This window comes from Roseibium sp. RKSG952, assembly GCF_009711355.1.
Map to the genome: position 1 here is coordinate 109,894 of NZ_SMMF01000958.1, position 11,426 is coordinate 121,319.

10 protein-coding genes and 1 tRNA gene are annotated in these 11,426 nt (G+C 56.2%); 6 read left to right on the top strand and 5 right to left on the bottom strand.

From position 1 onward, the window contains the following. Positions 1-7: 7 nt before the first annotated feature. From E1297_RS49330 to E1297_RS39610, 3 genes are all read right to left on the bottom strand, one after another. Positions 8-373 carry a hypothetical protein gene (locus tag E1297_RS49330; RefSeq protein ID WP_196223517.1) on the bottom strand — a complete coding sequence of 122 codons (366 nt, stop codon included), beginning with the start codon at positions 371-373 and terminating at the stop codon, positions 8-10. 36 nt (positions 374-409) lie between these two features. After that, a tRNA-Gln gene (locus tag E1297_RS39605) sits at positions 410-484 on the bottom strand. A gap of 91 nt (positions 485-575) precedes the next feature. Then, on the bottom strand, positions 576-1,565 hold the full coding sequence (locus E1297_RS39610) for an NADPH:quinone reductase (RefSeq protein WP_155148041.1): 990 nt from the start codon (positions 1,563-1,565) through the stop codon (positions 576-578). 86 nt (positions 1,566-1,651) lie between these two features. Between E1297_RS39610 and E1297_RS39615 the strand changes: the two genes are divergently transcribed. Continuing rightward, positions 1,652-2,560: a haloalkane dehalogenase gene (locus E1297_RS39615; RefSeq protein WP_155148043.1), complete on the top strand. Its 909-nt coding sequence runs from the start codon at positions 1,652-1,654 to the stop codon at positions 2,558-2,560. 147 nt (positions 2,561-2,707) lie between these two features. Beyond that, the gene (locus E1297_RS39620; RefSeq protein ID WP_155148046.1) at positions 2,708-3,208 is read left to right on the top strand and encodes a ferritin; all 501 of its coding nucleotides are present in this window, start codon (positions 2,708-2,710) and stop codon (positions 3,206-3,208) included. A 34-nt stretch (positions 3,209-3,242) separates the two neighbouring features. Here the strand turns inward: E1297_RS39620 and E1297_RS39625 are convergent, their stop codons facing one another. Continuing rightward, on the bottom strand, positions 3,243-3,764 hold the full coding sequence (locus E1297_RS39625) for an SH3 domain-containing protein (protein ID WP_209016277.1): 522 nt from the start codon (positions 3,762-3,764) through the stop codon (positions 3,243-3,245). 138 nt (positions 3,765-3,902) lie between these two features. On the opposite strand from E1297_RS39625, the gene E1297_RS39630 reads away from it, so the two are divergent. The 4 genes from E1297_RS39630 (at position 3,903) to E1297_RS39645 (ending at position 10,994) form a co-directional block, all read left to right on the top strand. Further along, positions 3,903-4,889 carry a D-glycerate dehydrogenase gene (locus E1297_RS39630; RefSeq protein ID WP_170335475.1) on the top strand — a complete coding sequence of 329 codons (987 nt, stop codon included), beginning with the start codon at positions 3,903-3,905 and terminating at the stop codon, positions 4,887-4,889. 146 nt (positions 4,890-5,035) lie between these two features. Beyond that, positions 5,036-6,829, top strand: a complete 1,794-nt coding sequence (gene ggt / locus E1297_RS39635; protein WP_155148048.1) for a gamma-glutamyltransferase — start codon at positions 5,036-5,038, stop codon at positions 6,827-6,829. Positions 6,830-6,918: 89 nt separating this feature from the next. Further along, entirely contained in the window at positions 6,919-8,316 is a 1,398-nt protein-coding gene (locus tag E1297_RS39640) for an FAD-binding oxidoreductase (protein WP_155148050.1), read from the top strand. Positions 8,317-8,486: 170 nt separating this feature from the next. Beyond that, positions 8,487-10,994 (top strand): FAD-dependent oxidoreductase, encoded by a 2,508-nt coding sequence (locus E1297_RS39645; RefSeq protein ID WP_155148052.1) that lies wholly within the window; start codon positions 8,487-8,489, stop codon positions 10,992-10,994. 48 nt (positions 10,995-11,042) lie between these two features. On the opposite strand, the gene E1297_RS39650 is transcribed toward E1297_RS39645, so the two are convergent. Beyond that, entirely contained in the window at positions 11,043-11,378 is a 336-nt protein-coding gene (locus E1297_RS39650) for a carboxymuconolactone decarboxylase family protein (RefSeq protein WP_155148054.1), read from the bottom strand. Between the last annotated feature and the right edge of the window lie 48 nt (positions 11,379-11,426).

Here is an 11,426-nt window from a genome sequence, read left to right on the forward strand (position 1 = left end):
GTCCCAGTCATTTGTAATTCGTAGGTCCGTGGATCGGGTCCGTGTGGCGCTTGGCCTGGCCACGTTGTTCCAGTTCGATAGACCAGGGCAAACACACCCGCAGCGAATGCCCGGGTTGCAGGATGTCGTATTTGGTCAGCTCGTTTGACTTTGCAAAGTCCGACTTCTGCGCATTGCTTTCGTTGGTGCAGATTGAAGCGGATGTCAGCAATTCGCCTGAGGCGCTGAATCCAGAGTTAAAGACCTTATGTGCCGCGGCAGTTATTGGTAGCAAGGACACCAGCGAACTAAGCTGTGAGCCACCCGCCAAAACCGCCAAATTTGATAAAAGTTGTCGTCCTACCCGACAAAAGTTGCGATTCAAGCCGGACAAGTTGCGATTCTTACCGGACGACACATTCGTGGAAAGTGGCTGGGGTGGTAGGATTCGAACCTACGATACACGGTACCAAAAACCGCTGCCTTACCACTTGGCTACACCCCATCGGTGAGCGGCTATCTACGATTGTTGTCTGAGGGGCGCAAGAGCTTTCCTGTAAAAAAGTGTGGCGATCTGAAATTATTTTTATGACGGTTCAGATTGTCTCGATCAGTATCGCCCCAGAGCGTTTTCCAGCTTCGACCGCCTGATGAGCCAGGGCGCAATCCTCCAAAGAATATACACCCTGAATAGGACAATGCAGTGCATTGGCGACGAGTGCTTTGTTCAGTCTTAGAGCGGCTGCCGCGCGAACTTCAGAAGTCAACAAGTATACCAGTACCATTTCCAGCGTTACTGATTTGAACATCAGGGGATAGAAGGGCAGAGTAGGGGACATTTCCTGAGCTGAGCCAAAGGCATTGATCCGCCCGTTTTCGGCAACGACCGCTGTGTCGATTTCAACATTCTGGCCAAATTCGACATCGACGATTCGATTGACCAGCTGACTGTTATTCGCAGCAATGATTTGCTCGGGTAGGTCCGGCGTATTGTAGTCAAGTACGATATCCGCACCGGCATCTTTGACCCGATCGAAATTGCGCGGACTGGCGGTCGAGATGACTCGTGCGCCGCCCCATTTCGCCAGTTGGACGGCGAGAAAGCCGACGGTGCCTGCGCCGCCGTGGATTAGTAGGGTCTGTCCTTCGATTTCACCTCCTGAAAACACTGTGTGACTGGCAGTCAGCCCCGGGATTCCAAGTATCGCACCTGTTTGTAGCGAGACCGGGTCAGGTAGATCGACCACCTGTTCAGCGGGCAATGTGATTTGTGTGGCTGCGGTTCCGAATGCACGTTGCCACTGACCATTCCAGATCCAGACGCGCTGCCCGATGCGAGAGTTGTCGACGCCGTCACCAACCGCTGAGATTATGCCGGAGCCGTCGCTATGAGGGACAACAACCGGAAAAGGAGGCTTGGTGACGCCCGGTCGCGCACCAGCACGGGCTTTGACATCCGAGGGATTCACACCGGAATATGCAAGATCAACGGTCACTTCACCGGGGGCCGGAGGACGAGCCTCAATCTCCTGAACGTTCAGGACGTCTGCTGCCGGGCCAAATGCGGTGTATGTGACGGCTTTCATGAATTCCTCATCCCTTGTGTCGTGACGTTCACTCTACTGTCAGAACAATTGGATGCTAGTCTTTGCGCTATCAGGGAGGGAAAATTATGAAAACGTTGCGCACACCAGATGAATGTTTTGCAGGTTTGCCGGATTACGATTTTACCCCGAACTACATTCAAATTGATGACACCGAAGGTGGCAGTTTGAGGGTGCACTATCTGGATGAAGGGTCTGATGAGGCTGCCCCTGTTCTGCTCATGCATGGAGAACCCAGCTGGTCCTATCTATATCGCCACATGATTCCTCATATCGTGAGCGATGGCCATCGCGTGATTGCCCCGGATTTGGTTGGTTTCGGTAAGTCGGACAAGCCCACACAGCGCAGCGACTATACCTATGAGCGCCACGTGTTCTGGATGGGCGAGGTGCTGCGCAAACTGGATCTGCAGGGCATAACTCTGGTTTGTCAGGATTGGGGCGGCCTGATCGGGCTGCGCCTGTGGGCTGAGATGCCAGAACGATTTGCGCGTGTGGTTGTTGCGAACACAGCATTACCAACCGGCGATCAGCCTTTGGGAGAGGCTTTTGCCGCATGGCGCCAGTTCAGTCAGGATGTACCGGATTTTCGCGCAGGGCGGATCGTGTTTGGTGGCACAGTATCAAAACTGACGGATGCAGAGGTTGCTGCATATGATGCACCATTTCCTGACGATACCTACAAAGCCGGTGCACGGCAGTTTCCCATGTTGGTTCCTGATCGGCCGGATGATCCTTCGGCCGAACCGAACCGACAGGCCTGGAGCGTCATTCGATCTTTGCAAACGCCGATCCTGACGGCATTTGGAGCAGACGACAAGATAATGGCTGGAATTGACCAGGTGTTTCAAAAACTGTCCCCGGGGGCCGAAGGACAGCCACATGTTGTATTGCCGAACGCCGGACATTTTCTTCAGGAAGATGTCGGTCCGGAGCTGGCTGAACTCACCTGCGATTTTATTCGAAGAACGCGGTGAACGACCCAGCTGCGAGTGCTTTTCAGTTGCATTGATTTGGGTGTAATATTATGTAAATTAACAATAAAATACTCTCCTGCTGTTGTGTTTAATGTTCGGAGCGCCTAGCTGATTAGTAGACGATAACCTGTCATGTAGGAGCGGCAGATGAAAATGAATGCGAAAGTCGCAGAAGCGCTGAATATTCAAATCAACAACGAGCTTCATGCATCTTACACTTACCTCGCAATGGCAGCCTATTTCGAGGCGCAGGACTTGCCCGGTTTCGCCCAATGGTTCAGAGGGCATTCTGCTGAAGAGGGCGAGCACGCAATGCGGATTTTTGACTTCATCGCAAAGCGGGGCGGACGCATCGAACTGGATGGAATTTCCAAGCCACAAACCGACTACGCGTCTCCGGTTGAAGCATTGGAACATGCGCTGGCGAATGAAATAACCGTGACCGGTCAGATCAACGCGCTGTTTGAACTGGCGCATGAGGTCAAGGAATACAGCACTCAGAACATGCTGAACTGGTTCCTTGCCGAGCAAATCGAAGAAGAAGATCTGTTCACGTCAATCCTCGACCGGGTGAAGGCGGCCAATGGTGATCGTTGGAATCTGCTTTTGCTTGATCAGGAATTGGGAAAGCGCGGCAGCGAAGAATAGCGACGGAAATGGCGGCGTCACAAAGGCGCCGCCCTCATTCGCGGATTTCAGCCGCATCAACGCCCCAAAGGTTGGCCTTTAGCGTCCAGCCGCGATAGCCACCCGCAGAAACCCGGCACCAATCGATTGAACAGGTTCCAAGGCGTGCCACAACTCCGGTCTCGAAATGGGCGTTGATCTGGGATTTCGTATCCGGGCTGGCATAGACAGGCAGCATGTCGGATTCGATCAGAACGGTGCGGACGCCGGACAGCAGCGCATAGTGAACCCACCCCCCTGCGCCATCACGGTCCTGAACCTTACGCCAATTCCCATATTCGGCCGTGATCTGTAGAGGCATTCCGCGCCGTTTGAAAACCCAATCGATTCTGTGGGTCAGTGACGGCCCCCGACGCACGTTGCCTTCTGCGGCTTTCATCGAGACGAACCGTGGCAAAGGCAGATTGGTGACAGGACCACGCTTTTCTTCCGCGTTGGCGGCAAATGTGCCGAACGCGACAATAAATGCGGTCAGGGCCGCCAAACCTTGGCGTTTCACCGAAAAAATAGCACTCACTGCTGGCCTGCTCTTATGCCTGTTTATTGTGTTTCGAAAAAAGGTTGCGTCAATGCACGTGGGGTTCTTGTGCCCCGCCTGTTCCTGCGCCACGATGCCATGGCGCGCGACTGTTTGCAAAGCAGTAGGAGGGCTGAGGTGCCAAGAGAACGTCTGAGTGTTGTCGTTACGCGACGGTTGCCGGAAGCGGTGGAAACCCGCCTGAGCGAACTTTTTGATGTTCGGTTGCGGGATAATGACACCCCCATGACCCGAGAAGAGCTCGTCTCTGCCGTGCAGGAAGCGGATGTGCTGGTTCCGACAGTGACCGATACGATCGATGGTGGCTTGCTGGGGCAGGCGGGTGAAAACCTGCGGCTGATCGCCAACTACGGGGCAGGGGTGGACAATATCGATGTCGCAACTGCGCGCCAACGTGGGATTTTGGTTTCGAACACCCCGGGTGTTTTGACCGACGATACTGCTGATATGACAATGGCGTTGATCTTGGCCGTGACGCGCCGCATTCCCGAAGGTCTTGGCGTTATGCAAAAGGGCGACTGGTCAGGATGGGCGCCTACTGCTCTGCTTGGCGGCAGAATTGGCGGTCGTCGTCTGGGGATTTTGGGCATGGGAAGGATCGGGCAGGCTGTGGCTCGCCGTGCCAAGGCTTTTGGCATGCAGGTGCATTACCACAATCGTCGCAGATTGCGCCCCGAGGTTGAGGAAGAGCTGGAAGCGACCTACTGGGACAGTCTTGATCAGATGGTCGCACGAATGGATGTGATCTCAGTCAATTGCCCATCTACGCCATCAACCTTTCATTTGATGAACGCACGCAGGCTCAAGCTGATGAAGCCGTCGGCTGTCATTGTGAATACGTCACGCGGCGAAGTGGTGGATGAAAACGCCCTGACGCGCATGATCCGCGCGGGTGAGATCGCCGGAGCAGGGCTGGACGTCTACGAGCATGGGACCAATGTGAACCCACGTCTGCGCCAGCTGCCAAATGTCGTGCTGCTGCCTCATATGGGTTCGGCCACGTTGGAAGGGCGGATTGAGATGGGTGAGAAGGTCATCATCAACATCAAAACCTTCGAAGATGGCCACCGACCGCCGGATCAGGTTGTGCCTTCGATGATTTAAAATTTTCGCCCGGTCTCGTTCGACGATGAGGCCGGGTTTTTTCATGTGGCGGAAATTTGCCTTCGCACGCGCGCATTGCACCTTATGGTTGTGACGCTTTGCCGAGGCATACACTGTTGAAAGCAAACATTGAATTGGAGGAAATCATGCGTTTCAGTCGACTTTCATTTCTACTCCTCTCAGCGGCGGTAATTTCCGCACCTGCAATCGCTCAGGAAACTGCTGATGCCGTCGCGCCCGAAGGTGCGTCCGAAGGACAAGTTCAGGCCCTGACCGAAGAAGTGATTGCAGCGCTCGAGGCAAAGGCAGCTGGTGAACCAGTTACATCCGAGAACTGGATGGTTGCAGCCGCGAACCCATTGGCTGTCGAAGCCGGGGCAAAGGTATTGCGCGCAGGTGGTACCGCAGCAGATGCAATGATCGCGGTACAGGTCGTGTTGGGGCTGGTTGAGCCACAATCCTCGGGTCTTGGGGGTGGCGCATTTCTGGTCTGGTATGACGCTACGAGTGGCGAGCTGACGACGCTGGATGGACGTGAAACCGCTCCGCTGGCGGCGACACCGACCTTGTTTCAGGACGAAAAAGGTGAGCCGCTGAAATTTTTTGACGCCGTGGTTGGCGGGCTCTCGGTCGGCACGCCCGGCACACCTGCTTTGATGGAAACGGCGCATCGCCAATGGGGGCGCAGCCCGTGGCCTTCGCTGTTCGATGATGGCATTCGGCTAGCGGATGAGGGCTTCCTTGTTTCACCACGTTTGGCAAGTCTGGTCGAGAACGATGCCGAGCGCCTGTCACGTTTTCCGGTGACCGCTGAGTATTTCTTGCCCGGCGGCGAACCCCTCTCGCAGGGGCAGCGCCTGATGAACCCGGCCTACGCCGAGACCCTTCGCATTTTGGCTGCCGAAGGCAGTGCTGGTTTCTATGGTGGAGACATCGCGTCTGACATCGTAAGCACTGTGCGAAACGCACCGGGAAATCCCGGAGTGCTTTCTGGTGTCGATTTGGCGCTTTATCAAGTTATCGAACGCGAGCCCGTTTGCGCCGAATACCGTGAGTTCGATGTCTGTGGCATGGGCCCCCCTTCGTCAGGCGCCCTGACCGTTGGACAGATACTTGGGATGCTCAACAACTATGACTTGTCCGCGATGGGTCCAGACAGTCACGAGGCTTGGCGCCTGATCGGAGATGCCTCTCGTCTCGCCTTTGCCGACCGTGGCCGATACATGGCTGACAGTGATTTTGTTCCCATGCCGACAGAAGGTTTAGTGGATTCGGAGTATCTGGCAGAGCGGGCCGCATTGTTGAAAGACAACGCGGCGTTATCCGAGGTTGCCCCGGGAAACCCTGAATTCGACCATGCGTCGAACTGGGCCGATGATATCTCGTTGGAGCTGCCATCAACCTCGCATATCTCGATCGTGGATGCCTATGGCAACGTCCTTTCAATGACGACGACGATTGAAAACGGATTCGGCTCACGGCTCATGACCAACGGTTTTCTGTTAAACAACGAACTGACCGATTTTTCGTTCAAGACACATAGAGACGGTGTTCCAATTGCGAACCGGTTGGAGCCGGGTAAGCGCCCAAGATCTTCGATGAGCCCGACCATTGTGATGAAGGATGGTGCACCTGTACTGGCCATTGGATCGCCGGGTGGCAGCCGCATAATTGGCTATGTCGCCAAGTCGATCATCGCCTGGGCGGATTGGGATATGAATGTCCAGCAGGCCTTGTCGCACCCACATCTGGTAAATCGTTTCGGAACTTACGATGTCGAAGCGGGAACTGCGGCCGAAGGTTATTCAGATGTGCTGACTGAACTGGGTTTCGAGGTCAACGCACGCGATCTGACCTCGGGCCTTCACGCCATTGAGATCTCAGATGGACTGAAAGGGGCCGCTGACCATAGGCGCGAAGGTATCGCGCTGGGCGAATAAAGCATCCGGATTTGTGGGTATTGCCCCAACCATGCGGGCCTTTTAGTCATGTGCTGAATGGCCCGTAAGTCCGGGTAGGGGAGGATGTCATGGTGCAAGCCACTGCTATGCCACGCAACGAGTCCGGAATTGAAACGGCCGTTGGTATTCTGAAGCAAAGGTTTGGGGATCGCTTGCAAACCGGCGCAGCGATCCGGGAGCAGCATGGCCACACCACAACATGGATCGAAAATCAAAGCCCGGATGCGGTGGTGTTTCCGCACTCGACCGAAGAGGTCTCTGAAATCGTCAAAACCTGTGCCGCGCACAAGGTGCCGGTCATTCCATTCGGGACAGGTACATCGCTGGAGGGGCATGTTAATGCGCCCGCGGGTGGCGTATCGATTGATTTAAGCCAAATGAACAAGGTGCTGGCCGTCAACGCCAGCGATCTTGATTGTGTCGTCCAGCCCGGCGTAACGCGCGAAGATCTGAATACGCATTTGCGTGATCAGGGCTTGTTTTTCCCCATTGATCCCGGAGCGAATGCATCGCTGGGTGGAATGGCTGCGACCCGGGCATCAGGCACCAATGCGGTGCGCTATGGAACGATGAAAGACAACATCCTTAGCCTGGAAGCCGTCATGCCGGATGGGCAGATCATACGGACGGGTCAAAGGGCCAAGAAGTCATCGGCAGGATATGACCTGACCCGGCTTCTGATCGGGGCCGAAGGTACTCTGGGTATCATCACCGAACTCACTTTGCGTCTGCAGGGCATTCCAGAAGCGATCAGTTCGGCCCGTTGTTCATTCCCAACCGTCGATACCGCCTGTCAGGCGGTGATGATGACGATCCAATACGGTATTCCGGTCGCGAGAATTGAACTGCTTGACGAAATGTCAGTCCGTGCAGCGAATGCATATTCTGGTCTGGACCTGCCCGAAACTCCGTTGCTACTGCTCGAGTTTCATGGGTCTGAGACGGGCGCCGCTGAACAAGCTGCAACCTTTGGTCAAATTGCCGAAGAGTTTGGCGGTACAGATTTCGCCTCAACCACGACCACTGAGGAACGCAACAAACTGTGGCAGGCGCGTCACGACATGTACTGGGCCTGCTTACAACTGCGCCCGGGCGCCCGCGGAATTTCCACGGATGTCTGTGTTCCGATCTCGCAACTGGCAGAATGCGTGACCGCCGCGCAGGATAAGGCAGCAGAGCTTGGTTTGCTTGCACCAATTGTCGGGCATGTTGGGGATGGCAATTTTCATACTTTGCTACTGATCGACATGGACAACGCGGACGAGGTTGCCAAGGCTGATCAGTTCGTCGGCTGGCTGAACGATCTGGCCATTTCGATGGAAGGCACCTGCACAGGCGAGCATGGTATCGGTCAGGGCAAACGCCCCTACCTGGTCAAAGAGCTGGGAGCCGCCACTGATTACATGGTCGCCATCAAAGCAGCTCTGGACCCCAACAATATAATGAACCCTGGGAAGATTCTGTAGCTTCGACAGCACCGCCTCAGATTTGGCAGCCGCCCGGCGATCGGGCAAGGTGGCGCAATAGAGATAGCCTCAGGTCGGTTTTGATCTTTTTTGCGTCGGCTGGACATGGCGCTGAAGCCTGTCCTTGGGCATAAACCTTGCCAAACAGACTCAATCCGGAGAGCGGGCAAATGAAAACCCAAGTCAAAGCACTTGTCGTTGGCGGTGGCGCCGTCGGAACCTCGATTGCGTATCATCTGGCCAAGGCTGGCTGGGACGATGTGATGCTGATCGAGCGGGACGAGCTGACCTCGGGCTCGACCTGGCACGCGGCAGGCCTGTTGCCGTTGTTCAACATGTCCTATGCGACGACCCACATTCACAAATACTCGGTCGATTTCTACAAGACGCTCGAGGAAGAAACTGGTCTGAACGCGGGCTTCGCCGTCGTTGGCAACCTGCGGATGGCGCAGACGCAAGAGCGTATGGACGAATACATGCTCTATGCGTCCACCGCCGAGACCTGCGACGTTGCCTATGAATGGCTGACGCCTGAGCAGATTAAGGAACGCTGGCCGCTGATCGAGACATCGGACCTGAAGGGCGCGATCTACCACACCGAGGACGGCTACATTAACCCTGCCGACGTGACACAGGCGATGGCCAAAGGGGCCCGTCAGCGCGGTGTCGATATCGTGCGCAAGATGCAGGCCGATGCGTTCCATTGGAACGGCACCCACTGGGAAGTCACCTGCACCAAGATGGTCGAGAAGGGCGGCAACCTTGTCCCTTCAGATGAGCAGGTGGTAATCACTGCTGAGCATGTCGTGACCGCATCGGGCAACCACGCACAGCGCACCGCCAAAATGCTGGGCATCAAAATGCCCGCGATCCCGGTAGAACACACCTTCATCGTCATGGACAAAGACCCTGAGCTGGTCAAATGGCGCGAAGCTGGCAACCCCGAACACCCTGTTGTCCGGGATGCCGACAATGAATCTTACGCGCGCGAGGAACGTGGCGGCTGGATTCTGGGTATCTACGAACATGGCGCTCCTGCGCAGTTCGAACATGGTGTGCCGGACAGCTTTCGCGCCGATCTGTTCCCGCTGGATCTGGACCGGATTGCAGATCAGTACATGGCGATGGCCGAACGTGTGCCTTCCTGCGCCGAATCCGGTCTGAAAGACGATTTCAACGGCCCGATCTGCTACACCCCCGACGGCAACCCGCTGGTTGGCCCCGCACCCGGTCTGCGCAACATGTGGCTGGCCGAGGGCTTCAGCTTCGGTATCACCGCTGCGGGCGGCACCGGCTACTATCTGGCCCAAATGATGGTTGATGGCGAAGCCGAGATTGACATGGCCTCTCTGGACCCCAAACGTTACAGCAGCAACTGGATGACCACCGAGTTCGCGGCGCGCAAGAACGAAGAATGCTATGAGCACGTCTACATCCTGCACCACCCGGATGAAGAGCGTGAGGCGTGCCGTCCGCTGCGCACCGTACCGGCCTATGACCGTCAGAAAGCGCGTGGTGCCCAGTTTGGTTGGGTTAACGGCTGGGAGCGCCCGAACTACTTCGGTCCGCTGGATGCGCCCGAGAACTTCGACCATGACGCACGCTCGTTCCGCCGTGGTGGCTGGTGGCAATATGCCGTCGAAGAAGCCAAAGCAATCCGCGAAGGCGTTGGCCTGATCGATGCGTCGGCCTTCACCAAGCACGTCGTCAAAGGCCCCGGTGCGACCCAGTTCCTGGATTGGTTCACCTGCAACAAGCTGCCCAAGGTCGGTCGCATCAACCTGACCTACGCGCTGACTTCGCACGGCACCACCCGCACCGAATACACCATCGTTCGCAACGGCGAGAACAACTACTACATCGTCTCGGCCGGTGCCTGGACCGAGTACGACGCCGACTACCTGCGTAAGGCGGCTGAGGACAAGATGGAGGAGTTCGGCTACATCGAGATCCAGGACGTGACCACGCAGTGGGGCGTCTTTGCCATCGCCGGACCCAAGTCCCGTGATGTCCTGAAAGAGGTCATCAAAGACGCCGATCCGGAAACCGCTCTGTCCAACAAGCGCTTTCCGTGGCTGTCGGCGCGCCAGATCGAACTCGGCATGTGCCCGGTCAACGCGATCCGTGTGGCCTATACCGGTGAGCTGGGTTGGGAACTGCACCACCCGATCGAGATGCAGAACTACCTGTTCGACCTGCTGGAAAAAGCCGGTGAGAAACACGGTATGAAGCTGGTCGGCGCGCGCGCCCAGAACTGGTTGCGTCAGGAGAAATCCTATCGCGCCTTCGGCACCGAACTGGGCCGCGACGCGACCCCGCTGGAAGCCGACCTGCCGCGCTTTGTCGACCTGTCCAAGGATTTCTACGGCAAGGCTAAGCTGGAAGAGACCGGCGTGCGCGTGAAGTGCTGTACCCTGCTGATCGACGGTCCGGACGATGCCGATCCGTGGGGCCGCGAAGCGCTGTACACACCGGAAGGTGAGCGCGTGGGTCGTTTGACCTCGGGCGGCTACTCGGTGGCGTTCGAGAAATCCATTGGCATGGGTTACGTGAAGCCCGAAATGGCGGTCGAAGGCACCAAGCTGCAAGTCAAAATTCAGGACAAGCTGTGGGATGCGGTCGTCACCTGCGACAGCCCCTACGATCCGAAAAACGAAACCATCCGCAAGGACGGTTGATCATTTAAAGGCCCCGGAAAAGTCCGGGGCCTTTTCTTCAAAAGCCTGCTAAGCGGTCAATTCATCGTAGCATTCCAGCGCCTTAGCAGCGTACATCATCGACGGGCCACCTCCCATTTGAACGGCCATGGCCAGCACATCCGAGAATTCATCGCGTGCAGCCCCCGCTTTGATCAACGCTTCAGTGTGAAGTGAAATGCAAGGCTCGCAGCGAACGGCAATCGACATGCCCAGAGCAATGAACTCCTTGGTTTTGTAATCCAGTGCTCCGCCTTCTTTGACTGATTTGCCGAGCGCCCCAAACGCACGTGCGGTGTCGGGTATGGCGCCATTGAGATTGCGCAGCCCTTTACGCGTGTCCGAGAGTTTATCCTGCCAGTTCATTCTGCGGCCCTTTCAAAACATAATGTAAATGGAATATGTTTTAGGGTG

Coding starts and splice junctions, on each gene's coding strand:
- E1297_RS39650 (WP_155148054.1), bottom strand. CDS start 11,378: ATGAACTGGCAGGATAAACTCTCGGACACGCGTAAAGGGCTGCGCAAT.
- E1297_RS39645 (WP_155148052.1), top strand. CDS start 8,487: ATGAAAACCCAAGTCAAAGCACTTGTCGTTGGCGGTGGCGCCGTCGGA.
- E1297_RS39640 (WP_155148050.1), top strand. CDS start 6,919: ATGGTGCAAGCCACTGCTATGCCACGCAACGAGTCCGGAATTGAAACG.
- E1297_RS39610 (WP_155148041.1), bottom strand. CDS start 1,565: ATGAAAGCCGTCACATACACCGCATTTGGCCCGGCAGCAGACGTCCTG.
- ggt (WP_155148048.1), top strand. CDS start 5,036: ATGCGTTTCAGTCGACTTTCATTTCTACTCCTCTCAGCGGCGGTAATT.
- E1297_RS39615 (WP_155148043.1), top strand. CDS start 1,652: ATGAAAACGTTGCGCACACCAGATGAATGTTTTGCAGGTTTGCCGGAT.
- E1297_RS39620 (WP_155148046.1), top strand. CDS start 2,708: ATGAAAATGAATGCGAAAGTCGCAGAAGCGCTGAATATTCAAATCAAC.